Source organism: Corynebacterium sp. HMSC059E07 (assembly GCF_001814395.1).
Taxonomy (GTDB): Bacteria; Actinomycetota; Actinomycetes; order Mycobacteriales; family Mycobacteriaceae; genus Corynebacterium; species Corynebacterium hesseae.
In genome coordinates this window covers 126,536-150,749 of the sequence record NZ_KV816274.1, presented here as the reverse complement: position 1 = coordinate 150,749, position 24,214 = coordinate 126,536, and the positions used below count along the sequence as shown (strand labels likewise).

The 24,214-nt window shown below is 61.2% G+C and carries 24 protein-coding genes; 11 read left to right on the top strand and 13 right to left on the bottom strand.

Annotated elements, in window-relative coordinates; translation table 11 throughout:
- Positions 1-3 precede the first annotated feature (3 nt).
- Complete coding sequence (locus HMPREF2967_RS01180) at positions 4-576, bottom strand: VanZ family protein (RefSeq protein ID WP_198531002.1); 573 nt, start codon at positions 574-576, stop codon at positions 4-6.
- An 86-nt stretch (positions 577-662) separates the two neighbouring features.
- Between HMPREF2967_RS01180 and HMPREF2967_RS01175 the strand changes: the two genes are divergently transcribed.
- Complete coding sequence (locus tag HMPREF2967_RS01175; protein WP_070684615.1) at positions 663-1,628, top strand: MDR family oxidoreductase; 966 nt, start codon at positions 663-665, stop codon at positions 1,626-1,628.
- A 30-nt stretch (positions 1,629-1,658) separates the two neighbouring features.
- Here the strand turns inward: HMPREF2967_RS01175 and metS are convergent, their stop codons facing one another.
- The 5 genes from metS to HMPREF2967_RS01150 form a co-directional block, all read right to left on the bottom strand.
- The gene (gene metS, locus HMPREF2967_RS01170) at positions 1,659-1,823 is read right to left on the bottom strand and encodes a methionine/alanine import NSS transporter subunit MetS (RefSeq protein ID WP_070684612.1); all 165 of its coding nucleotides are present in this window, start codon (positions 1,821-1,823) and stop codon (positions 1,659-1,661) included.
- A gap of 25 nt (positions 1,824-1,848) precedes the next feature.
- Positions 1,849-3,468 (bottom strand): sodium-dependent transporter, encoded by a 1,620-nt coding sequence (locus HMPREF2967_RS01165; protein ID WP_070684611.1) that lies wholly within the window; start codon positions 3,466-3,468, stop codon positions 1,849-1,851.
- Positions 3,469-3,742: 274 nt separating this feature from the next.
- Entirely contained in the window at positions 3,743-5,068 is a 1,326-nt protein-coding gene (locus tag HMPREF2967_RS01160; RefSeq protein WP_070684609.1) for an MFS transporter, read from the bottom strand.
- A 106-nt stretch (positions 5,069-5,174) separates the two neighbouring features.
- On the bottom strand, positions 5,175-6,440 hold the full coding sequence (locus tag HMPREF2967_RS01155) for an AMP-binding protein (protein ID WP_154736235.1): 1,266 nt from the start codon (positions 6,438-6,440) through the stop codon (positions 5,175-5,177).
- Positions 6,441-6,776: 336 nt separating this feature from the next.
- Positions 6,777-7,397 (bottom strand): TetR/AcrR family transcriptional regulator, encoded by a 621-nt coding sequence (locus HMPREF2967_RS01150; protein WP_232770558.1) that lies wholly within the window; start codon positions 7,395-7,397, stop codon positions 6,777-6,779.
- Positions 7,398-7,509: 112 nt separating this feature from the next.
- On the opposite strand from HMPREF2967_RS01150, the gene HMPREF2967_RS01145 reads away from it, so the two are divergent.
- From HMPREF2967_RS01145 to HMPREF2967_RS01100, 10 genes are all read left to right on the top strand, one after another.
- Entirely contained in the window at positions 7,510-7,968 is a 459-nt protein-coding gene (locus HMPREF2967_RS01145) for a hotdog fold thioesterase (RefSeq protein ID WP_070684605.1), read from the top strand.
- 151 nt (positions 7,969-8,119) lie between these two features.
- Complete coding sequence (paaA, locus tag HMPREF2967_RS01140; protein ID WP_070561838.1) at positions 8,120-9,106, top strand: 1,2-phenylacetyl-CoA epoxidase subunit PaaA; 987 nt, start codon at positions 8,120-8,122, stop codon at positions 9,104-9,106.
- Positions 9,107-9,153: 47 nt separating this feature from the next.
- Positions 9,154-9,441, top strand: a complete 288-nt coding sequence (gene paaB, locus HMPREF2967_RS01135) for a 1,2-phenylacetyl-CoA epoxidase subunit PaaB (RefSeq protein WP_039672784.1) — start codon at positions 9,154-9,156, stop codon at positions 9,439-9,441.
- Positions 9,438-10,274, top strand: coding sequence for a 1,2-phenylacetyl-CoA epoxidase subunit PaaC (paaC, locus tag HMPREF2967_RS01130; protein ID WP_070561840.1), 837 nt, complete (start codon positions 9,438-9,440; stop codon positions 10,272-10,274). The genes paaB and paaC overlap by 4 nt, the downstream gene beginning before the upstream one ends.
- 27 nt (positions 10,275-10,301) lie before the next feature.
- Entirely contained in the window at positions 10,302-10,841 is a 540-nt protein-coding gene (gene paaD / locus HMPREF2967_RS01125; protein ID WP_070684603.1) for a 1,2-phenylacetyl-CoA epoxidase subunit PaaD, read from the top strand.
- Positions 10,841-12,001: a 1,2-phenylacetyl-CoA epoxidase subunit PaaE gene (paaE, locus tag HMPREF2967_RS01120; RefSeq protein WP_070684601.1), complete on the top strand. Its 1,161-nt coding sequence runs from the start codon at positions 10,841-10,843 to the stop codon at positions 11,999-12,001. Before paaD ends, paaE begins: the two co-directional genes overlap by 1 nt.
- Before the next feature lie 11 nt (positions 12,002-12,012).
- Positions 12,013-12,789 carry an enoyl-CoA hydratase/isomerase family protein gene (locus tag HMPREF2967_RS01115; protein WP_070684599.1) on the top strand — a complete coding sequence of 259 codons (777 nt, stop codon included), beginning with the start codon at positions 12,013-12,015 and terminating at the stop codon, positions 12,787-12,789.
- 60 nt (positions 12,790-12,849) lie between these two features.
- Entirely contained in the window at positions 12,850-14,046 is a 1,197-nt protein-coding gene (locus tag HMPREF2967_RS01110) for a thiolase family protein (protein ID WP_070684597.1), read from the top strand.
- Positions 14,047-14,814, top strand: a complete 768-nt coding sequence (locus HMPREF2967_RS01105) for an enoyl-CoA hydratase/isomerase family protein (RefSeq protein WP_070684595.1) — start codon at positions 14,047-14,049, stop codon at positions 14,812-14,814.
- Positions 14,815-14,842: 28 nt separating this feature from the next.
- Positions 14,843-15,694, top strand: coding sequence for a 3-hydroxyacyl-CoA dehydrogenase family protein (locus HMPREF2967_RS01100; RefSeq protein ID WP_070561852.1), 852 nt, complete (start codon positions 14,843-14,845; stop codon positions 15,692-15,694).
- Here the strand turns inward: HMPREF2967_RS01100 and HMPREF2967_RS01095 are convergent.
- The 7 genes from HMPREF2967_RS01095 to HMPREF2967_RS01065 all read right to left on the bottom strand — a co-directional run bounded on the left by HMPREF2967_RS01095 (position 15,682) and on the right by HMPREF2967_RS01065 (position 24,178).
- Complete coding sequence (locus HMPREF2967_RS01095; RefSeq protein ID WP_070561854.1) at positions 15,682-16,419, bottom strand: response regulator; 738 nt, start codon at positions 16,417-16,419, stop codon at positions 15,682-15,684. The genes HMPREF2967_RS01100 and HMPREF2967_RS01095 overlap by 13 nt on opposite strands.
- Positions 16,416-19,013 (bottom strand): ATP-binding protein, encoded by a 2,598-nt coding sequence (locus HMPREF2967_RS01090; RefSeq protein WP_070684593.1) that lies wholly within the window; start codon positions 19,011-19,013, stop codon positions 16,416-16,418. The genes HMPREF2967_RS01095 and HMPREF2967_RS01090 overlap by 4 nt, the downstream gene beginning before the upstream one ends.
- A 23-nt stretch (positions 19,014-19,036) precedes the next feature.
- The gene (locus tag HMPREF2967_RS01085; RefSeq protein WP_070561857.1) at positions 19,037-19,588 is read right to left on the bottom strand and encodes a potassium-transporting ATPase subunit C; all 552 of its coding nucleotides are present in this window, start codon (positions 19,586-19,588) and stop codon (positions 19,037-19,039) included.
- Positions 19,589-19,617: 29 nt separating this feature from the next.
- A complete protein-coding gene (kdpB, locus tag HMPREF2967_RS01080) occupies positions 19,618-21,687 on the bottom strand; it encodes a potassium-transporting ATPase subunit KdpB (RefSeq protein ID WP_070510099.1) in 2,070 nt (689 codons plus the stop codon).
- Positions 21,684-23,396, bottom strand: coding sequence for a potassium-transporting ATPase subunit KdpA (kdpA, locus tag HMPREF2967_RS01075; protein WP_369816010.1), 1,713 nt, complete (start codon positions 23,394-23,396; stop codon positions 21,684-21,686). Before kdpA ends, kdpB begins: the two co-directional genes overlap by 4 nt.
- Positions 23,396-23,491 carry a K(+)-transporting ATPase subunit F gene (gene kdpF, locus HMPREF2967_RS01070; RefSeq protein ID WP_039672809.1) on the bottom strand — a complete coding sequence of 32 codons (96 nt, stop codon included), beginning with the start codon at positions 23,489-23,491 and terminating at the stop codon, positions 23,396-23,398. Before kdpF ends, kdpA begins: the two co-directional genes overlap by 1 nt.
- 276 nt (positions 23,492-23,767) lie before the next feature.
- Positions 23,768-24,178 (bottom strand): PaaI family thioesterase, encoded by a 411-nt coding sequence (locus HMPREF2967_RS01065; protein WP_070684589.1) that lies wholly within the window; start codon positions 24,176-24,178, stop codon positions 23,768-23,770.
- Positions 24,179-24,214 lie beyond the last annotated feature (36 nt).

Sequence of the window (24,214 nt, the reverse complement as noted above, 5' to 3'; positions counted from 1 at the left end):
GTACTACAGCACCACCAAGGCGAGGAGCACCACCGCTGCCAGCGCAAGGAGGAATCCCAGGCGGCGCAGGATCTTCGTCTGCCCTTCGCGCCCCAAGCGCGCCATGAGTACGGCGCCGAGGACAGAGCCCACGGTGTTGTATAGAAGGTCATCGACATCGCTAAAGCCCAGGGCAAATATATATTGGGCGCTTTCTATGCACAGGCTGACCATCAGGCCGATGAGCATCGCCCCGCCCAGGCCCCAGCGAATCCTGGCACGGTCGCGCCCGGCCACGTAGATCGCCGCGCCCAGCGGCATGAAGAGAGCGATATTTCCCACGAGGTCGGTCCACCCGCCGTACCACACGGAAGAGTTCTCAAAACCGCCTAAGAGCTGGGTGTTCACCTGGCGCACGGCATGCGCGGAGCCGTCAACCACGCCTGGGATGTCCATGAATGGCTTGCCCACCGTCGCCAGCATCACGACCACCAAGGACAGGGCCGCGACTAGGAAGGAATCACGAAGCTGGTGCCGATACGGATCCGGCGCGGGCCGCAGCCTATTGCGCGGGTGTTGAGCTTTAATCCCAGTCATGCGCTTCACCCTAACGATGTTCTCTGGACGCTGGCTGAAGCATTAGCCGGAAAACGCTGCTTCACATCCTCTGTACGATAGTGCCCATGAGCACGCTTATTGTCACTCGCACGGAGTCCGGAGTAACTCATTCTTTCCAGGAGCAGCCCCTGCTCGGGGAAGGTGACACGGTTGTAGATGTGCAGTTTTCTTCCCTCAATTACAAGGACGCCATGGCCTTGGAGGGTGACAAAGGCGTCATGCGCATCGATCCCCTCGTTCCCGGCATCGATGTGGTGGGCACCGTGGCGGAGACCTCTGATTCCCGCTTGAACCCCGGCCAACTTGTAGTCGCCTGCGGCGATGGCTTGGGCGAATTCCGCCACGGCGGCTACACCACCCGCCAGCGCGTCAATGCAGAGGCCACCATCCCCGTGCCTCAGCGCTTCAGCGCACACGATGCCGCCGCAATCGGCACGGCCGGCTACACCGCCGCTATCTGCGTGAACCAGCTGCGCGCGCACGGCACCACGCAGGGCCATATCTTGGTCACCGGCGCCACTGGCGGCGTGGGCTCAGTCGCGGTCCAGCTGCTCAAGTCCGCTGGCTACGAGGTCACCGCCGTGACCGGCCGCGTGGATTCCCAGTCTGAATATCTCACCGCACTCGGCGCGGATCACGTTCTGGATCGCGCGGCGTTGTCGGAGACCGGCCGCCCGCTGCAGAAGGCGCTGTACGACGGCGCCATTGACACCGCCGGCTCCACCGTCCTGGCCAACGTGCTGGCACAGGTGCGCTGGGGTGGTGTGGTTGCGGCCACCGGTATGGCGGCCGGCCCGGATCTTCCCGCTTCGGTGCTGCCGTTCATCTTGCGCGGCATCGTCCTGGCCGGCGGCAATTCGGTCGACGCGCCCCGCGCGGTGCGCGAGGCTGCTTGGCAGCTTCTCGACGAACACCTCGACCTCAACATGCTGAACTCGATCACGGAAACGGTGCCGCTTTCCGACGTCGCCACCGCAGCCACCGAGCTACGCGCCGGCTCCCGCCACGGGCGCACGGTGGTTGAGATTTAGGCCGGCGCAGAGCGCACCGCGTCCCGCTGTTTAGTGCACGCGGTGGGACAGGGATTCGTCGTCAGTGCCGGGTGCGTTGCCCAGCTCGCCCGTGGTGTCATCGTCGCTGCGGGCCAGCCAGATGGAGGAGATTACCAGTCCGCCCCAGATGACGACGACGAAGAGGATGAAGAGCAGGATTGCGCTTGTAGTCATTGTCGTTGACCTTTCCTAATACTCGTTACTTGTCATCCGCGGTTTTTGTAGCGGTGTTAGCCGTGGCAAGCGGGTTTGGGGTGCCGGCTGGGCGCCCACCTACGGGGACGCCGTAGTCCGAGGTCTCCATGCCATCCAGGTACTTGTTCCCGCGGAAGGCCACCAGCGGCATGAGGAAGCTGGCGAGCAGGATGATTCCCAGCACCGCCCAGCCAAAGAGGCCAATCTGGGTGGAGGAGTAGCCCTCATAGCCCTCGCGGGCGATGGTGAGAATTTCGTTGACCAGGAAGTAGACCAGCAGCAGCGGGGTGGCGATGAAGGTCAGGAACTGCCAGAAGCCACCGACCTTGAACTGTGACACAGCATTGAGGTGCTGCTGGATCTCACGGCGGCGGCCGGTGACCCAGCCGACGACCACCAGGGCGCAGATGGAGCCGAAGACGATGCCCAGGTTATTGGTGAACTTATCCATGATGTCCAGCGTGACCAGGCCCGAAGACGTGGAGAACAGGAAGCAAGACAGCACCGCCATGGCGCCGCCAACGGTGATGGCGGAAACGCGGCGGGAAATGTTGAACTTATCTGCCACGGCGGAGACAACGACCTCCATGATGGAAATCAGGGAGGTCACGCCGGCCAGGAAGAGGGAGCCGAAGAAGAGGACGCCGAACAGCCCGCCGAGCGGCATGAGGTTGATGATCGTCGGGAAAGCGATGAAGGCCAGGCCGATGCCGGAGGATGCCACCTCATCCACCGCCACGCCCTGCTGGGCGGCCATGTAGCCCAGGGTGGCGAAGACGCCGATGCCGGCCAGCACCTCGAAGGAAGAGTTAGCAAAGGCCGTAACCAGACCGGTGTTGGTGAGGTTGGTACGCGGCTTGAGGTAGGAGGCGTAGGTAATCATGATGCCGAAGCCAATGGACAGGGAGAAGAAGATCTGCCCGTAGGCGGCGATCCACACCGACGGGTTGCTCAGCACGGACCAGTCCGGGGTGAAGAAGGCGTTGAGGCCCTCGGCGGCGCCGTCGAGGAAGAAAGCACGGATGACCAGGATGATGAACATGACGGCCAGGACAGGCAGGAAGATGGAGGTCAGCTTGCCGATGCCCTCGTTGATGCTCGTGGCCAGCGTGGCGATGCAGACGATCCACACGAGGATCATGACGCCAAGGATGGACGAGACGATGTGCCCTGAGTAGGTTGCCTCCGGCTCTGCTTGGAGGAAGTCACCCATGAAGTACTCCGCGGGATCATCGCCCCATGCCTGGGTCACGGACTTAACGGTGTAGAGCGCCGCCCAGGCAATGATGGCGGCGTAGTAGATGGCGATGAAGAAGTTCACCCCGACCTTGAACCAGCCGATTCCCTCCCAGCGGCTGCTGATGCGGCGGAAGGCCAGCGGCGCGGAACCGCGGAAGCGGTGACCAATAGCCAGGTCGAACCACAGGATGGGAATACCGGCGGTGAGCAGGGCAACCATGTACGGGATAAGGAAGGCGCCGCCGCCGTTGTCATAGGCAACATACGGGAATCGCCAGATGTTACCCAGGCCGACGGCGGAGCCGATAGCAGCCATGAGGAAGACAAAGCGCGTATTGAAGGTATCGCGCGTTGAGCGAGTCTTGTACGGGGTTGATGTGGTCATGAGAGAACTTTCTTCTTGAGCAAATATCGCGCACACAAAAGACCGCAGGAATTGTTTATACGGGCCGCGTACGACGAGTATTAGCGAGAATCTTAGCCTACCTGCCAACCTATAGGTACCGTTTTGAGTTTTTATTTTTTAGCATCTAGCCGGACTCAACCCATGGTCAGGAGCCGAAAACTAAGAACCCTTCAACGCCTAGCCCCTGCCCGAAACGATGGGGTCCCGGAAGGAAGCTAAGCGATGAAGGGTAACGGGGGAAGAAGCCGCGCGACTATACGTGCAGATCGCGGTCTTGAATCCCCTTGGGAACGGCGAGCACACCGATGAGGGAGACAATCGAAATCGCGACGCCATAAGCAGCGATGGCCATGGAGGTCTCAAACTTCGTGTAAAGCATCTCCGCGATCATCGGGGCGAAAGCACCACCGATAATGGAGCCGAAGGCATAGCCGATGGACACGCCTGACAGGCGCACCTTCACCGGGAACATCTCCGCGTACATCGCCGATTGCGGGCCATAGCTCGCGCCCAAGATGACGCCAAGGAGGAACACGGCCGCGCCGAAAAGCATGACATTGCCGGAATCGACCGCAAGGAATACCGGGGTGATGTAGAGCGCCAAGACGATGTAACCACCAATGAATGTCGTACGGCGCCCAATCTTGTCAGACAGGTGGCCAAAGTACAGCGTTCCGAAGAACCAACCGACAGACGCGATGAGGGCAACGGCTAGGGCTTGCGGGCGCGTATAGCCCACGACCTTCGTGCCATAAGCAGTGAAGTAGGCGATGACGAAGTAGCCGATAGCGTTGTTAGCGGCAAAGATGAGCGCGCACTTGATCACGGTTCCCAAGTGCCCCTTGAACAGGACTGCCAGCGGTGCGGAGGACTTTTCCTTCAGCTCTTCCATTTCCGCGAAAGCCGGGGACTCTTCTACTGCTCGGCGAATGAGGTAGCCGAGGACAATGAGCACCACAGAAGACAGAAATGGAATGCGCCAACCCCATGCAACGAACTGCTCTGGGGTCAGGACAGTGGAGAGGACCAGCATGAAAATGGTGGCAAGGAACATACCAAGAGGCACGCCCACCTGCGGGAAAGCGCCGAACAGTCCTCGCTTTCCTTGCGGTGCGTGTTCCACCGACAGCATCGCTGCACCACCCCATTCGCCACCAGCCGAAAGGCCCTGAAGGATGCGCAGAGCCACCAGCAAAATGGGCGCCGCCATGCCGATGGATGCATAGGTCGGCAGCACACCCATCAACATCGTGGCCAGACCCATGCCAACCAACGTGACCACGAGGACTGGCTTGCGGCCAAGCCGGTCACCCAAGTGACCGGCCAGAATTGCACCGAGTGGGCGGAAGAGGAAGGAGATGCCCAGCGAAGCCCAGGAGATGATCTGCGCGAGCGAGGCGCTTTCATTGGAGACCGGATCGAAATACTGGGTAGCAAAGATCAGGCCGGCGGCCTGGGCATAAATGAAGAAGTCGAACCACTCAATAGTGGTACCGACCATCGAACCAGCGAGCACACGCTTGTGCTCTGTGGTGATTCCCGGCCCTTGGGCAGGCTGTTGGGTGACTGGTGCAGACATAGCGGGATTCTTTTCTCTATGGGTGCAGAAGCACGGTGGATACAGTTAAGCCAGTGAAAAAGGGACAAATGCTGAGCTAAGACGCGCCGGAAGGGCCGAGAACGGACTACTTATCGCGGTTGTCGACGATCCTCTTTGCCTTGCCCTCACCGCAATCGACATGGTCAGTGATTTCCACACCTACGGTGATGCCGATGCGCTCCTTGATCTGTTTCTTCAGCCACTGGGCAGAAGCGTCGACCTGATCAGGGGTTGCCTCCGAGGAGTGCTCAACCACTAGGGTGAGGTGGTCCATGCGGCCACGCTTGCTCAGCACGCACTGGTAGCGCGGGCGCAGCACGCGGTCCTCGGTGATGATCTCTTCGAACTGCGACGGGAAGCAGTTCACGCCGCGCAGGATGATCATGTCATCGTTACGAGCGGAAATGCGGTCGATGCGACGCATCGAACGCGCAGTGCCCGGGAGCAAGCGGGTGATGTCATGGGTACGGTAGCGGATGATCGGGAAGGCCTCCTTCGTCAGGGAAGAGATGACCAACTCGCCGTACTCGCCATCCGGCACCGGCTGGAGGGTATCGGGATCGATGATCTCCGGGTAGAAGTGGTCTTCCCAGACGGTCAGTCCGTCCTTGGTCTCAACACACTCCTGAGCCACACCAGGGCCCATCACCTCGGAGAGGCCGTAGATATCGGTGGCCGTGATGCCGAAGCCTTCCTCGAGCTCGCGGCGCATTCCCTCGCTCCAGGGCTCAGCGCCAAAGACGCCGGCGCGCAGGGAGGATTCGCGCGGGTCCAGGCCTTCCTTACGCATGCGGTCAAGGAGGTTGAGCACGTAGGACGGGGTGCCCAGAATCGCGTCCGGCTGGAAGTCTTGCATGATCTGGATCTGACGCTCCGTCTGGCCACCGGAGGTAGGAATTGCCGTAGCGCCCAAGGCTTCCACGCCGTAGTGGGCACCCAGGCCGCCAGTGAAAAGACCATAGCCGAACGTAATCTGCACCTTATCGCTCTTTCGCAGGCCACCTGCCCGCAGCGAACGAGCTACGAGCTCCGCCCAAATGCGCACGTCGTTTTCGGTATAGCCCACGACGGTCGGGCGTCCGGTGGTACCGGAAGAGGCGTGAATGCGCGAAATCTGGTTCTGGCCTACGGCAAACATTCCGAAGGGGTATTCCGCACGGAGAGTTTCTTTATCCGTGAACGGGAACTGCGCAAAGTCCGACAGCTCCTTGAAGTCATCCGGGTGAACACCCTTCTCATCGAACGCACGGCGGTAGTGCGGGACGTTGTAGTACGCGTGGCGCAGCTCATTCTTCGCGCGTGCGGTCTGCAGCGCGATGATTTCATCGCGGGAAGCGTACTCAATGCCCATCTGGGGGCCGTGGTGGTCGGAGAAAATGTCAAACGTTGCGGTCACGTCATTTGCCTTTCATTTCGAGGAGAGGGGAACCACACCCTTTAAGCTCCCTCGAAAGTGCTGCAAGAAGTTGGTTAGCTGGGACAACGCACAACATGTGCGATACTTACTTACCGTTCGGTTAGGTAAGTCTTGTGACGTACACTACAGACCGCAGCGGTGATAGACAACACATTTGCACCAAGTTTTTGAACCACGGCACATCTATGCAGGCCACGGCGGTTTCACACGCAAAAGAAGCCCCCACCCCCGAATTGAGCGACAACGCTGGGGCGAAACGCAGGTTCGGAGCTACTTCATTGCGTGCGGCGCTAGGCCGCTGAAAACAACACTTTCAAACGTGTTGGCCAGCTCCTCGGCATCAATTCGCCCCTCCGGCTCGTACCAGTCGGACGTCGAGTTGATCATTCCAAAAATCATGCGCGTCAACAGCGGGGCTTCAATGTCGGAGCGGATAGCACCCTCTTCCTGGGCTTCCTCCACCAGCGGAATCACAGAACGCGTCAACACCCGACGGCGCTCAAGCGCGGAACGCTCTACCTCGGAGTTGCCCCGCAATCGGAGCAAGAGCGCAACGGACTTCGGATCGGAGCACAGCACCTCAATCGAGCCACGCAGCAGCCCACGTACCTTCTCCCCCGCCGAGAGATCGGCCGCCGCCATATCTTCCGCAACCGTCTCCAAGCGTTTCAGCGCCTGGACCACCGTGAGCTCCAAGATCTCTTCCTTCGAAGAAATGTGGTGATACAGCGCAGACTTGGAGATCCCCAATTCACTCGCCACGTTATCCATCGACGTGGCGTCGTAACCGCGGGCAGTAAAAGCGCGGACAGCTGCACGAATGACATCTTCACGGGAGTAGCCGGGGCGGCCACGGACCGCGCCCTGAGCGATGGACTTCTCTTTATTCACGCATTCCATTCAAGCAGAGAGCCCCGGGCGCCGTTAGACTAGTGAGCCACCACACCCCTTTACCTGCTCCCTCGGTAGCACTGCGGAAGACCCTTCCCAAGGAGAAATTCCCATGAGCACCGAACACCCCATCCTCGCCCCCGGCGTCGCGGAAGGCCCCGAATTTGCCCACGTGCGCGCCATGTTCGATGACGACCGAGCCACCGCGGAAATTGGCGCGAGAATTACCACGTTGGACCTCGGCAAATGCGAAGGGCACTTCACCATCCGCCCAGAGATGTGCAATGGGCATGGCACAGCACAGGGTGGCTATCTGTACATGTTCGCCGATTCCATCTTCGCCGGCGCCTGCAACTCCGGTGGCGAGTTGGCCGTCGCCGCGCACAACTCAATCCACTACATCGCCCCCGCCTTCGAAGGAGACGTCGTTGATGGCGTCGGGATAACCCGCCAAGCCTGGGGGCGCAATGGCGTCGTCGATGTCACCCTCAGCATCAAGGGAAAGCCCATCGCCGAATTCCGCGGCACATTTCGCGTTCTTCCCGCTAAGCCGCAGAACCGAAACTCCTAAAGCACAGCTATAGACCTATCAGCGATTCACTCGAAAATAGGGCACAGCTCACAAACATGGTTGACATAGCTCACACCTGACCCATATACTGACCAACCAGTCAGTAAGTATCACCGAGCCGACACTGAGCAGAGAGGGAACGATTCCTCCCATGACCCCATCAGAAAAGACACTCGCCGCCGTCCCGGCTGCGGATGACGCACAAGCACAGCAGCACTTCGACGAGCTCATCGCCGAAGACTCCCGCATCGAGCCCACCGACTGGATGCCGGCTGCCTACCGTAAGACCTTGACGCGCCAGATTTCCCAGCACGCACACTCCGAAATCATCGGCATGCAGCCGGAGGCCAACTGGATTACCCGCGCACCGTCGCTTAAGCGCAAGGCCATCCTCATGGCGAAGGTGCAGGATGAGGCCGGCCACGGCCTCTACCTCTACTCCGCCGCGGAGACCTTGGGCACGCCGCGCGACGAGCTGGTGCAGCAACTGCTCGACGGCACCGCCAAGTACTCCTCCATCTTCAACTACCCGGCGCGCACGTGGGCCGACATCGGAGCCATCGGCTGGCTGGTGGATGGCGCCGCTATCTGCAACCAGGTTCCGCTCTGCCGTGCTTCCTACGCACCCTATGGCCGCGCTATGGTTCGCATCTGTAAGGAAGAGTCCTTCCACCAGCGCCAGGGCTGGGAGATCCTCTACGAGCTTTCCCACGGAACGCCAGAGCAGAAGCAGATGGCGCAGGAAGCCATCAACCGCTTCTACGGCCCAGCACTGCAGATGTTCGGCCCGCCCGACGATGACTCCCCCAACTCCAAGCAGTCCATGGCGTGGAACATCAAGCGCTTCTCCAATGACGAGCTGCGCCAGCGCTTCGTGGACATGATTGTCCCGCAGGCCGAGGCCCTTGGCCTGCACTTCGAGGACCCGGACCTGAAGTGGAACGAGGAGCGCGGCCACTATGACTTCGGCGAGCTCGACTGGTCCGAATTCAAGGCCGTCATCAAGGGCGAGGGTCCCTGCAATGTGCAGAGGATGCAGCGGCGTCGCCAAGCACATGCCGACGGCGCCTGGGTCCGCGAAGCCGCCGCGGCCTACGCGGAGAAGCACCACTCGGCTGATACCTCGCTTATCGCCTAAGCCCAAGCACACCGCCCAACCAGCCTCGACACTTTAAGGAAAATTCCATGTCTAGCTCTAACTGGCCCATGTGGGAGGTCTTCGTACGTTCCTCCCGCGGCCTCTCCCACGTCCACGCCGGCTCGCTGCATGCACCGGATGCCACGATGGCCCTGCGTAATGCCCGCGATCTCTACACCCGACGCAACGAAGGTACCTCCGTCTGGGTCGTGCCCAGCGAGGCCATCGCCTCCTCCGACCCCGATTCCAAGGGCGGATTCTTCGAATCCCCGCAGGGCAAGAGCTACCGCCACGCCACCTACTACGACAAGTCGGAAGGAGTGCCGCACCTGTGACCGGATTTGCAGCCGCCGATTCTGCGACCAAGCAATCGCAGGGCAACGGCATCACCGCAGAAGACATCGCCGCTTCCGGCGCAGTCGCCCCCGAGGACACCGCGCGTTATGCCCTCATGTTGGGCGATGACGCCCTCATCTTGGCCCAGCGATTGGGTTGGTGGATTTCGCGGGCACCAGAGATGGAAGAGGACATCGCACTGGGCAACATCGCCCTCGATCTCATCGGGCACGCCCGCTTCCTACTGACCTACGCCGGTACCGCATGGGGCAAGACCGAGGATGATTTGGCCTACTTCCGTAACGAGGAGGAGTTCCGCTCCGCGCGCCTCGTCGAACAGGAGAACGGGGACTTCGGTTACACCATCGCCCGCCAGCTGCTCTTTTCCTATTACCAATACGGGCTCTACACCGCCCTGCTGGAGTCGAAGGATGAGACGCTGGCAGCTATCGCGGCCAAGGCCATCAAGGAAGTTGAGTACCACATCGACCACGCCAACCAGTGGATTCTGCGTCTTGGTCTCGGTACCGAGGAATCCCACCGCCGGATCACGGAGGGCCTGATGTACATGTGGCCCTACCTCGACGAGCTTTTCGAGGACCTCCCGCTCCACGAGAAGCTCGCGGCAGAAGGCATCGCCGTTCTTCCTTCCAGCCTGCGCGCACAGTTTGATGAGCGCATCGCCTATGTCCTGGACAAGGCTGGCCTAGCCATCCCGGACGTCAAGCAGGCGCGCTCCGGGCAACGCACTGGACGCTTCTCCGAGCACCGCGGCTACATCCTCGCAGAGATGCAATCCTTGGCGCGCCAGCACCCCGGCGCGACGTGGTAAAGAAAAGGAAAGGACCAAGGTTTCATCGTGTCCATCACAGACAAATCCCACCCGCTGCGCCCCACGCAGCCTGACGACGCCCACGTGTGGGACGTCGCCGCCGAGGTGCCCGATCCGGAAATCCCTGTCATTTCCATCGCTGACCTTGGGATCCTCCGAGATGCTCGTCTCGAAGGCGACACCGCGGTGGCCACGATTACCCCGACCTATTCCGGATGCCCCGCCATGGAGCACATCACGGCGGACATCACCAAAGCATTGGCGGATGCCGGCTACGCCAAGGTACGCGTTGACCTCGTGCTCCAGCCCGCGTGGTCTACCGACTGGATGACGGAGACCGGCCGGCAAAACCTCAAGGACTATGGCATTGCCCCTCCCTCCGGGAAAACCCGGGCCACGCCAGAAGGTCCCATCCCGCTAACGCTTGGACCGCCGCCGGCCATCGAATGCCCCCACTGTGGCTCCCGCCGCACTCGTAAGCTTGCCCAATTCGGTTCCACGTCCTGCAAGGCCCTCTACAACTGCCAGGACTGCTTGGAACCCTTCGACTACTTCAAGGTGCACTAATGACCACGACCCCGTCTGCCCCCGCAAAGAAGAAGGCCACGTTCAACACCCTGACCGTGTCCGACGTGCGTGCATTGACTAAGGACTCCGTGGAGGTTTCCTTCGCCATCCCTCCGGAGCTGCAAGACGACTATGACTACATCCCCGGCCAGTACGTTGCCCTGCGGGCGACTATCGACGGCCACGAAGTCCGCCGCTCCTATTCCATCTGCGATGTGCCGCGCGACGGTATCCTGCGCGTCGCCATCAAGCGTGACCGCGGTGGCGTCTTCTCCACGTGGGCCAACGACACTCTGAAGCCCGGCGACACCATGGACGTGATGAACCCGCAGGGCGCGTTCACCTCGAAGACCCACCTGACCGGTCTCAACAACCCCGAGGCCGTGCGCGAAGAGCTGGAGAAGTTGGAGAACCCACACCTCGTGGCCATTGCAGCGGGCTCCGGCATCACGCCGATCATGGCCATCGCCCAGACCGTGCTCCACACCTCCCCCGACACCACATTCGAGCTCATTTTTGCCAACAAGGGCGGCGGCGACGTCATGTTCGCCGAGGAGATCGGTGACCTCAAGGATAAGTTCCCTACGCGCTTTGCCGTCCACCACGTCCTCTCCCGCGAGCAGCGCGTCAATCCGCTGTTTTCTGGGCGCATCGATGCTGAAAAACTCCAGACTCTACTGGATAACGTCGTGCGCACGGACACTGTCGACGAGTGGTTCCTCTGCGGCCCCTTCGAGCTGGTGCAGTTGGTCCGCGATGAGCTGGCCGGCCGCAATGTGGGTGAGAAGGACGTGCGCTACGAGCTGTTTACCACCGGCAAGCCCTCCGGAGACCAGAACCAGGCTGGCCGCCACGTGGAGGTCGATCCGGAAGGCGATAACGTCACCATCAACTTCCAGCTCGATGGTCTCTCCGGCTCCGTTGAATCCCCGGTCTCTGCCAATGAGTCTCTGCTCAACGCCGCCTTGCGTGTGCGTTCCGACGTCCCCTTCGCCTGCGCCGGCGGCGTGTGCGGCACCTGCCGCGCCAAGCTGGTCGAGGGCGAGGTCGACATGGCGGAGAACTACGCGCTGGAGGCCGATGAGGTCAAGGCCGGCTACATCCTGACCTGCCAGTCGCGCCCCACCACGCCGAACATCGTCCTCGACTTTGACGCCTAGGAGTAACACACATGATCGACCTGCATCACGACGCCGAAGCCGGAGTCGTCGAGCTCGTACTCAACAACCCCAAGGCCCTCAATTCCCTCGCGGAAGAAGACCTCGCCGAGCTCTCCCGCGTACTCGATGAGGCCGCGCAGCTTAGCCCCCGCGCGCTCATACTGCGCGGCGAAGGCAAGGGCTTTTGCGCCGGCCGCAACATCAAGGGGCTCAACCCGCGCGAAGACGACGCCACCGCCTACCTCGCGGGCGTGGTTACCCCGGTGCTCACAAAGATCGATAACTTCCCCGCCCCCACCTTCGCCGCCGTGCACGGGCCCTGCCTGGGCGTAGGCCTCGGCCTCGTCTTGGCCTGTGACGTCGTGTACGTCGCCGAAGACGCCAAGTTCGGCTCCCCGTTTGCCAACCTGGGCGCCACCCTGGATTCGGGCGGGCACTCCCTCTTCGTCGAACGTCTAGGAACGCACCGCGCGATGGACCTCATCATCACCGGCGATCTCATCTCCGGTGCGGAGGCAGTACGCGCGGGCCTCTTCTCCCGCGCAGTCCCGGCAGAGGAGCTGCTGGGGTTCACTCGGGACGTCGCCAAGCGCGCAGCCCACGGCGCCACCCAGGCTTTCCTCACCAGCCGCACCCTGGTCCAGGACATCCGCGATAACGGCACTGGGCTGTGGGCCAGCGTCGATGCCGAGAACATCGCTCAAGGCAAACTCTGCGATACCGAGGACTACTACGAAGGCTTCGCTGCTTTCAACGAGAAGCGCCCGCCGGTCTTCCACGGACGTTAGACCACCAGCGCAGCACGCAGTTCATAAAGCGCAGTACACACGAATTAGTTAAGGAAAAACATGACCGCTTACCTCGTTTCCGGATTCCGCACCCCCGTGGGCCGCTACGGCGGCGCACTGTCCTCGGTTCGCCCAGATGACCTCATGGCCACCGCCATCAAGAAAACGGTGGAGGAGGCTGGCCTTGATCCCTCCGCGGTGGATGAAGTCATCATCGGCAACGCCAACGGCGCCGGTGAGGAGAACCGCAACGTTGCCCGCATGTCCTGGCTGCTCGCTGGGTTCCCGGACACCGTTCCGGGCATTACGGTCAACCGCCTGTGCGCGTCAGGTATGTCCTCGATTGCCCTGGCCACTGCCCTCGTGGAATCCGGCCAAGCAGATATCGTCATCGCCGGTGGCGTCGAATCCATGTCCCGCGCTCCCTGGGTCATGGAGAAGCCAAGCAAGCCTTTTGCCAAGCCAGGCCAGGTTTTTGATACCTCCATTGGCTGGCGCTTTGCCAACCCGAAGTTCGCGGAGCAGGAGAAAATGACCTACTCCATGCCGGAGACCGCCGAGGAAGTAGCCAACGTCTTCGGCATTAGCCGCGAGGAGGCCGATGCCTTCGCTGTGCGTTCCCAGGAGCGCGCGCTCGCCGCTATCGAAGCCGGCAAATTCGCCCGGGAGATCGTGCCCGTCGAGGTCACTGACCGCAAGGGCAACGTCACCGTGGTCGATACCGATGAAGGCCCCCGTCCAGGAACCACGATGGAGGTTCTGGCAAAGCTGCGCCCGGTGACCTCCCTGGGAGATGTCACCACGGCGGGCAACGCCTCCTCGCTCAACGACGGCGCCTCCTGCGTCATTGTCGCCTCCGAGCAAGCCCTCAAGAAGCACAACCTGACCGCCCGCGCCCGCGTGGTGGCCAACTCCGCGCGCGGTGTGCGCCCGGAGATCATGGGCACCGGCCCCATCCCGGCGACCCGCGACGTGCTGGAGCGCGCCGGCTGGGAGCTCGACAGCGTGGACGCCGTCGAGCTCAACGAAGCTTTTGCCACTCAGTCACTGGCCTGCATCCGTGAGCTGGGCTTAGATGAGGACAAGGTCAACGCGTGGGGAGGCGCCATCGCGCTGGGCCACCCGCTGGGTTCCTCCGGTTCCCGCATCACGTTGACCCTACTCAACCGCCTAGAGACGGACGGGTTGAGCCGCGGCATCGCCACGATGTGCGTGGGCGTGGGCCAGGGCACCGCGATTGCGATTGAGAGGGTGTAGATGACTACTGCCATTGAGATTTCAACGTGCGGCGAGAAGGATGGCATCGTCGTCGCCAAGCTCAACCGCCCCGAGGTGCGCAACGCCATCGATGAGCAGATGGTGACGGAGTTCCACGAACTCTGCGCGCAGCTCGAGTCCGATCCCCGCATCCTCATCATAACCGGCTGCACGGTGGACACCCCGAAGGGCCCACGCGGGATCTTCGCTTCCGGGGCAGACATCGCGCAGCTTCGTGAGCGCCGCCGCGAGGATGCCCTCCGTGGCATCAACTCCGGCATCTTCCACCGCATCGCCTCACTGCCGGCCCCCGTCATCGCGGCGGTGGATGGCTACGCCCTCGGCGGCGGTCTGGAGCTAGCGCTGGCCGCTGACTTCCGCGTGTCCACCCCCTTTGCCAAGTTTGGACAGCCCGAAGCCGGCCTGGGTATTGCCGCCGCTGCGGGTGCTACTTGGCGCCTCAAGGAGTGCGTCGGCACGCCCCTGGCGAAAGAAATCCTGCTGGCCGGGCGCATCCTCAACGGCGAGGAGGCACTAGCCAACCACCTGGTCAGCGAGCTGCATGAGCCGGATGCGCTTGTCGACGGCGCCCTGGAACTAGCCGGGCGCATTGCCCAGCAGGACCCGCTCGCCGTGCGCTTGACCAAGCAGCTCATCGCCATGCCAGATGCAGCGCACCCGGCGGTGGATAACATCGCCCAGGCCGTGCTCTTTGAGTCCCCCGCCAAGTTTGAGCGGATGCAGGCCTTCCTGGACCGCAAGAAATAAACCTTCCACTCACAAGGAGATTCAACTCATGTCCTCAGTACTGCAGGTTCCTGCCAAGGTCGGCGTGCTCGGCGGCGGCCGTATGGGCGCAGGCATCGCTCACGCCTTCCTGGCCGCCGGCGCGTCCGTGACCGTGGTGGATATCAACGATGACGCCGTGGCCGCCGCCCGCGAGCGCGTGCACAAGGCCATCCGCGGCTCCCTCGACCGCGGCGCGGAAGGAACCTTCGAATCCTGGGATGAGCGTCTCAGCTTGTCCACCACTGCCTCCGCCTTTGCTGGCTTCGACCTCGTGATTGAAGCAGTTCCGGAGTCGATGGATCTCAAGGTGGCCGCCTTTAGGGATATTGCTGAGGCGGCCCCGCAGGCCGTCGTCGCCACCAATACCTCCTCGCTGTCGGTATCCCAGTTGGCGGAAAGCATCCCCAACGACGTCATCGGCCTGCACTTCTTCAACCCGGTCCCGGCCTCCAAGCTGGTGGAAGTGGTTATTGCCGAGTCCACCCCGGAAGCGCTCGTGGACACCGCCAAGGGCTGGGTCGAGGGCCTGGGTAAGACCGCCGTAGTGGTCAAGGATGCCCCTGGCTTCGCTTCCTCTCGTCTCGGCGTGGCCATCGCGCTTGAGGCTATCCGCATGGTGGAGGAAGGCGTGGCCTCACCGCGCGATATCGACAACGCCATGGTGCTGGGCTACAAGTTCCCCATCGGCCCGCTGGAGCTGACCGATATCGTGGGCCTGGATGTGCGCCTCGGCATCGCCGAATACCTTGAATCCCAGCTGGGTGAGCGCTTTAGCCCGCCGCAGCTCATGCGCGACATGGTCGCGCGCGGCGAGCTGGGCCGCAAGTCCGGCAAGGGCTTCTACAACTACTCCGAGTAGCCACTCCCTCCCGCGCCCGGCTCTGGCACCACGAAGCGGTACCCCAAGCCGGGCTCCGTGAGGAGGAAGGCGGGATTAGCTGGGTCATCCTCTAGCTTGCGGCGCAACTGGGAGGTGTAAATACGCAGGTAGTGCCCCTGCCCCTCAAAGCCTGGACCCCAGATTTCAGAAAGCAGATCCTCTTTGCGTACCAAGCCGCCGTGGGCGCGAAGCAACGTGGTGAGCACGCCCCACTCGGTGGGGGTCAGGTGCAGCGGCTCACCGTCTTTAGTGATGGAATGGCGCGGAACGTCGATCAGAACGTCCCCGGCGCGTACCACAGCGGTCTCAGTGCGCCTCACTGGACTCTGTGGGCTACCATGTCTTAGCGCCACGCGCACGCGGGCCAGAAGCTCCTCCATAGAGAAGGGCTTGGTGACGTAGTCGTCCGCGCCGCGGTCGAGAGCTGCGGCGCTGAACAGCGGATCAGAGCGTGCCGTCAAGATGATCACCGGTACTGCAGACCATCCGCGGATTCCTTCCAACACGACGGTTCCGTCCATATCCGGTAACCCCATGTCCAAGATGACTACGTCTGGCTGCTGCTGTGACACCACCTGCAGTCCCTCAGCACCTGTACGTGCTGGGTGAACCTCGTAGCCCCGAGCCTTGAAATTAATGCTCAGTGTGTTGAGCAGACGCGGGTCATCGTCCACGATGGCGATGCTAGTTTTCTTCGTCGTCATTTTTGTTCTCCTCCCGCGACGGGAAACCGCAAAATAAAGGTTGCGCCCGGGGTGGCAGCTACCTCGATGCTACCGCCCATGGCCTCCACAAAGCCTTGAACAACAGAAAGGCCAAGGCCCACTCCGTTGTCGTTGCTGGTATCACCCAAACGCTGAAACGCCTGGAACAGTTCCTTCTGTTTCTCCGGCGGGATACCCGGTCCTTCATCGCCGACAATCAGTTCCACCTGTTCGGCGATAGTCTGAGCACTCATCCTCACCTGGCCAGTCGGCGCATAACGCAGGGCGTTATCAAAGAGATTGGCCAAGACACGCTCCATGAGGGCTGCATCCGCGCAGCACGTAACTCCACGCACACTAGGGTCCAGATGGATGCGCCCAATTTGCTCCGGGGAATGCCCAAAGGCGCAGGAAGCGATGGCACGATGAGCCACCTCTGCCACCTCGACGACGTCGTGGCGAGCGGTGATTGCTCCAGCGGTAAGCCGGGAGTAATCCAACAAATTGGTGACCAACCCGGTGAGTTCCTCGATGCTCGCCGCAGTTTCTGCCAAAAGCATATCTTGGTCCTCGGGAGTGAATTCAATGTCGGCATTACGCAATGACGACACCGCCAACTTGGCCGTTGCCAACGGAGTACGCAAATCGTGGCTCACACTCGACAGCAGTGCTCGTCGCAGCTCGTCTGCAGCGGCTATCGCATCAGCGCGCGCGGCCTCAGCAGAAAGCTTTTCGCGGCGAACAATACCCGCGAGGTAGCCCGCGACCACGGTGACAAGGCCACGATCCCGGGCAGACAGAGTCGGGCCCGCAAGACGAAGCTGAACCGTCCCATCTTCGCTCGCCACAACGGTGTCCACTGTCTGTTCATGGCGCACTTTCTCGGGAATATGAAGGTGCTTCGAAGTGCGCTCGGGGCTAACTGCGCGCCAGGTGGCAAGGACGTCACCGTTGTCATCCAACAGCTCCGCTCGACGACAATTGAATGCCTCCCCCACCTTGCGCATCACGGCATCTTTCGGGGAAGAATCTGCACGGCGATTCAACGCGGCACGGGAAAACACCGTAAGCAGCTCAGCATCACGCGCAGCCACAGCTGCATTCGCCCGCTCAATCTTGGCGCGGCGCACAAGAATGCCAACTGCCAGAGCGATAGCCACCATGACCACGGCGATGACAGCGTTAGCGGGATCGGCGATGTCGAAGGTATGGATTGGCTCGGTGAAAAACCAATTGACCGCCAAACCGGAAGCCACCGCCACCACCACGGCCGGCCACAGGCCACCCACCAAACTGACAAGCAGAATGAGTGCAAAGTAGAACGCAGAACAGGTACCTGTTCCCAAGTCCTGGCCGTCAGCCTGCACTAACAACGCAGTGAGTCCGACGAAGGCCAACGCTGAACTAAGCCACGCGATTGCACGCTGCGGGAAGGGCCGGAAAGGATGCAGCATACGTGTGAGCGGAAGCGGCTTTTCCGGGGGAAGATTGACAAGGTGGCAGTCAATCGAGCCGGATTCGCGCAGTACTGTCTCTGCTACCGTGCTGTGCCAGTGCACGCCGAAACGCCGCCGCGGCGACACCCCGACAACAAGCTGGGTAGCGTTGACGCTTCGCGCAAAGTTGAGCAGAGCTTCCGGCACGGAGTCCCCAGTAACCTGGTGCAGCCGCGCACCCACATCGTGGGCCAGGGTCTGCAGCCGGGCAAGTTGTTGCGCCGATCCCGCCACCGAAGAGGAACGCGACGTGAAGGAATCACCAAAAACGACGTGGACCACATGCAGTTCCGCCGAAGATTTCGTCGCGATGCGCCGCCCGCGCCGGATCAGGGTCTCAGCATGGGCAACGTTTTGGATGGCCACAACTACCCGCTCACGTGCTTCCCACGTATCGGTGATTTTTTGATCCGAGCGATACGTAATGAGTGCTTCATCAACCTGATCTGCCAGCCAGAGCAGTGCCAACTCGCGCAACGCGGTGAGGTTTCCCACGCGGAAGTAGTTGTTGAGTGCAGGTTCGATGCGTGCTTCGCGGTACACGTGTCCGTCGCTAAGCCGGGTGCGCAGAAGCTGCGGGGAGACGTCGACCAACTCGATTTCATTCGCAGCACGCACTACCTCATCCGGCACGGTTTCCTGCGGTGCGATGCCAGTAATCTGCTTAACAACATCGTTGAGGCTCTCCAGATGCTGGATATTGAGAGTCGAGATAACGTCGATTCCGGCATCCAGAATCTCTTCGATGTCTTCCCAGCGCTTCTCGTGCTCTTCGTCGCGAGGATTGGAGTGGGCAAACTCATCGACAAGGACAATGTCAGGTTTACGCGTGATGACCGCAAAGGTATCCAACTCCCCGGCGGACAGACCGTCAACGGTGCGTCGCGGAATGATCTCCAAACCCTCGCACAAGGCTTTCGTATATGCGCGACCGTGGTCTTCCACAATGCCGACGACAACGTCACGGCCTTGGTTAATCAGCGTGTGCGCCTCACTAAGCATGGCGCAGGTTTTGCCCGCGCCGGGAGCGGCGCCCAACAAAATCTTCAAGGTGCCGCGTTTGGTGCGCGAGGACGGCGCAGTTGCTTCGGTCAACATTGCTTCATCTTATGAGCTGATCTTTATGAACAGGGAGTAGGCGTGGGCAACGACATATTGAGAGTTGTCACATTGACCGTGTCTTCGCCTAGAAACCCGAGGCTGGCATGCTCCGTGTTCTCGGCGATGAGCTTTTCCATCTCTTCCACGCTGATGCCCTGCTCCCGAGCCACACGCGGAGCTTGCAGCTCGGCGTACACGGGGCTGATACCGGAATCCACTCCGGAACCGGAGCCCGTGACGGCGTCGGCAGGCACACGGTCTTCGCTTACGCCTTCCCGCTGGGCAATAGCGGCGCGGCGTTCCTGGATGTTCTTCTCCAGCTCCGTGCTGCTCGTACCGTAGTTACTCATTCCCTCGGCGCGAGGGAAGAAGTAGGGGCCCTCGCTCACCCCGTCTTGGATTTGGGTAGAGCCCACGAGGCACTCTCCTTGGTAGATGAGATTGCCGTCGGCGGACTGCGGTGTGATGCGGGAAATGGCCCACACAGCCGCCGGATAGACCATGCCGAGTGCTACGACGCAGAGCAGCACGGCGACAAAACCGGCAATGAGGTTACGCAGATAAACACGCATTGTTCTTCCTTTTTCTTTGCAGGTTCTCTTTAGAGGCCTGGGAGGAGGGAGACGACCTGGTCAATGAGCCAGATGCCAATGAACGGGGTAATCACGCCGCCTAGTCCCCAAATACCGAGGTTGCGGCGCAACAGGGAGGACGCGGAGGCTGGCTTATACGACACGCCCTTGAGCGCCAAGGGGATGAGCGCGACGATGATGAGCGCGTTAAAGATCACCGCAGACACGATGGCGGACTCAGGCGAATGCAGGTGCATGATGTTGAGGCGTTCCAAGTGCGGCAACTGCGCGGAGAAGAGCGCCGGCAGGATGGCGAAGTACTTTGCCAAGTCGTTGGCCAAGGAGAAGGTGGTCAACGCACCACGGGTGATCAGCAGCTGCTTACCAATGCGAACGACGTCGATAAGCTTCGTCGGATCAGAGTCCAGGTCCACCATGTTGGCGGCTTCCTTCGCCGCGGAGGTACCAGTGTTCATGGCTACTCCCACATCCGCCTGCGCCAGGGCCGGGGCGTCGTTGGTGCCGTCACCGGTCATGGCCACCATGCGGCCTTGCGCCTGCTCTTCGCGGATGCGGGCGAGCTTATCTTCCGGGGTGGCCTCGGCGATGTAGTCATCGACACCGGCTTCCTTAGCAATGGCCGCGGCGGTCAGCGGGTTGTCGCCGGTGACCATGATGGTTTTGATACCCATCTGGCGCAGCTCGGCGAAACGCTCGGCCATGCCGGGCTTGACGACGTCACTCAGCTGCACCACCGCGATCACCTTGCGGCTGCCATCGGATTCTTCCACGGCAACTGGCAGCGGGGTACCGCCGTCTTGCGCAATCTGGGTTACTGAATCCTCGATCTCTTGCGGCCACGCGCCGCCTGCCTCAGTTACCCACTTTCGCACGGCGTCGCCCGCGCCCTTGCGCAGCTTTCTGTTAGCCAGGTCGAGACCAGACATCCTGGTAGAAGCGCTGAACGGGATGACTTCAGCCTTCCGAGCTTCCGCGTCGCCCTCGCTAGACAGAGAGTAGTTCTCCGTCAACCAGGAGACGATGGAGCGGCCCTCCGGGGTTTCATCCGCCAGGGAAGAAATGCGTGCAATCTCTGCAGCTTCACGTTCGTTCACACCCGAAGCCACGATCAGGCCCGTGGCCTGGCGGTTGCCGTACGTGATGGTGCCGGTCTTATCCATAAGAAGCGTGGCGACGTCACCGGCTGCTTCCACCGCACGGCCGGAAGTGGCCAGAACGTTGTGGCGAACGAGGCGGTTCATGCCGGCGATACCCACGGCGGATAGCAGTGCGGCGATGGTCGTCGGGATGAGGCATACCAGCAGCGCGACGAGGGACAGCGGGGACAACTCAGCGCCGGTGAACAAACCCATGGGAGCCAAAGCCGTCACGGCGATGAGGAAGAGGATAGTCAGCGTGGAAAGAAGGATGCTCAGCGCAATCTCATTCGGAGTCTTGCGGCGCTCGGCTCCTTCCACCAGAGCAATCATCGTGTCCACAAAAGTGGAACCCGGTTCAGAGGTGATCTTGACCTTGATGGAGTCAGAGAGCACCACGGTGCCGCCAGTCACGGCGCAGCGGTCACCGCCGGCCTCGCGGACGACGGGAGCCGATTCACCCGTGATAGCAGACTCGTCGACGGTAGCGGCACCTTCGATGACGTCACCGTCACCCGGGATGGTCTCCCCGGCTTCCACTCGCACGATAGAGCCTCTCGTGAGCTCAGACGCAGGGACCACCTCAATGCCGGAGTCCGTTATTAGGTTGGCAGTGGCATCATCACGCACAGAGCGCAGGCTGTCGGCCTGGGCCTTTCCGCGGCCTTCGGCATAAGCCTCCGCAAAGGCCGCGAAGGCGATAGTGAACCACAGCCATATAGTCACGACCCATCCATAGAAGCTGGGGTTGATGATGGACCACACCGTAGTCAGTGCGGCGCCGACCCACACGACGAACATCACGGGGTTGCGTGCTTGGGCAAGCGGGGACATTTTGCTCGGCAGCGCCTTCAGCGCCGCAGCGGCAAGACCGCTGTTTTTGTCCGCAGTCTTTGTGCGAGGAGCCTTGACCTGCTCAGCGGTCATGGTAGGGGTTGTCATGATAGTGCCTCCGAAATGGGACCCAGGGTGAGGACGGGGAAGAAGGTGAGTGCTGCGACTAGCAGGATGACGCCGATGGTCAACAGGGAGAAGGTGATGCCGGACGTGGGCAAGCTGCCGGCAGTGGTGGCCTGGCGCTTCTGCCCTGCCAGGCTTCCGGCTAGGTATAGGGCGAAGACGATGGGCAAGAAGCGGCCCAACAGCATGGCCAAGCCCAACGTGATCTGCCACCAGGGCTCAGTCACCGTGAGACCTGCAAAAGCCGAGCCATTGTTGTTGGCCGCGGAGGTAAACGCGTAAAGCACTTCAGAGAGGCCGTGCGCATTGTCCGCTGTGCCCGGCGCGCCGAAGTTGGTTGCAGATAGCTCGACAAGCTTGCGCTGCGCCACGGAGGCTCCGACGCCCACGAGGACTAGAACCGGCATGGTGAGGATGTAGAGGCTGACTGCCGAAATTTCCTTGCGTCCAATCTTGTTGCCCATAAACTCCGGTGTGCGGCCTACCAGGAGACCACCGATGAACACTGCTAGGATGGCCACAATCAAGAGGCCATAGAGGCCAGTGCCCACACCGCCTGGAGCGATCTCACCCAGCAGCATGTTGAGGATGAGCAAGCCGCCGCCCAGCGGGGAATAGCTATCGTGCATGGAGTCCACCGCACCCGTCGAGGTACCCGTGGTGGACACGGCGAACAATGCCGAAGCGTCAATGCCAAGGCGCTGTTCGATACCTTCCATGTTGGCGCCTGCCAACTGGGAAGCACCGCCGACGAGGGTGTGCTGTGCCCAGGTCACTAAGACAACCATCACGGTCCACAGACCACCGGCAACGCCGAGCAGCGTCCACGCGTGCTTCTGCGATTTAAGCATCACGCCGTACGTGCGAATCATGCAGAAAGAGATGACGAGCAGGGAGAAGATCTCCACCAGGTTGGTAAAGCCCGTTGGATTCTCAAACGGGTGCGCCGAGTTAGCTCCGAAGATGCCACCACCGTTGGTGCCCAGCAGCTTAATAGCTTCTTGGCTGGCCACAGGAGCACGGGAGATATCCACGCCAGAGTCAGTGACCAGGTTGGATCCAAAGGTTTGCATGGTTCCGCCAAGGATGAGCACGGTGGAGATAATGAGTGACAGGGGAAGCAGGATGCGAACCAGACCACGGGTGAGGTCCACCCAGAAGTTACCTATGAGCTTCTGACCATCCTGCGTTGCCGCCACGTCGCGCTGGTAACCCAGGTGGCCGATGCCACGGATCAACGCAACAGCCACGCACATGCCCACAGCAGCCGAGACAAAGTTTTGTACGGTCAGGCCCAGCATCTGCGAAGCATTGGTCAGGGTGTCTTCGCCGGAATAGGACTGCCAGTTGGTGTTGGAAGTAAAGGAGGCCGCAGTGTTGAAGGCCATCCACGGCTCCACTGCGTCTTCGCGGGCGTTGCCAAAGCTTGGCAGCACTGCTTGGAGCCGCTGCACTGCGTAAAGAACCAAGACGGAGGCCAGGCTGAAGCCCAGCAGCGCACGAGTGTAGTTCTTGGCGTTATGGCCCCGGTTGGGGTCAACCCGCAAAATTCTGTATATGAGGCGCTCGACAGCCCAGTCTTTTTCAGAGGTATAGGTACGAGCCATCCAGTTACCAAGCGGCACATAAGCCGCCGCTAGAAGGGCAAAGAGGGCGAGGTACTGCGGTGCTACCGCCACAATGCTGGCGATCATGCGAAACGCTCCGGGTCAATAAGAGAAATGATGAGATAGGCCACGAGCGCGACAACAATAATGAGCCCGATAACCGCTGTGATGGTGTTCATGATTTACGCGTCTCCGTCCATAAACTCGTTGATGGCGGAGGGAGCGCTAAATGTAAGGACCACGATCACGATGACCAGAATGTCCAACATGTGGGAGAGACCCCCTTGGGTGAAAGCAATACAAGGTGTGCCCGGTGCCCCAGAGCATCGAGCGCCGGTGCTGGTGAGCACCTGCCGAGCATTGACGTTAGGCCCGCTCCCCCCTAGACCTACGGGTTATTTGCGGCATCTTTACACCCCTTGACCCCGATTTTTACGCTTTATTTACGGACTCCCTTACTTCCCTTCCGCTTTAGGGGAAATCAACGCATTCGTGATACGCGCCGTGCACAGTCTCCTCCCCTCGTCATCTGTAATGACGATCTCGTGGGAGCACAGCGTCATACCCAGCTTGATAGCGGTGGCCGTCGCCGTGACCTGACCCGAGCGCCCGGAGGCGTGGTGCGTCGCGTTGATGTCCACGCCGACAGCGACCTTGCCCAGCGTCGAGGCGTGAATCACCGCCGCCCAGCTGCCGACGGCCTCAGCGAGACAGGCCATCGCGCCGCCGTGAAGCAGCCCGAAGGATTGGGTGTTGCCCTCAACCGGCATGGTGGCCACCACCCGCTCGGCTGACTCTTCCAGGATTTCTACGCCCATCTTCTTGTCCAGCTCACCCAACTGAATCTTCCATACCTCTGCGGCCATGCCGTGCTCCTTACTTAATCCTAGAAATGTGACGCA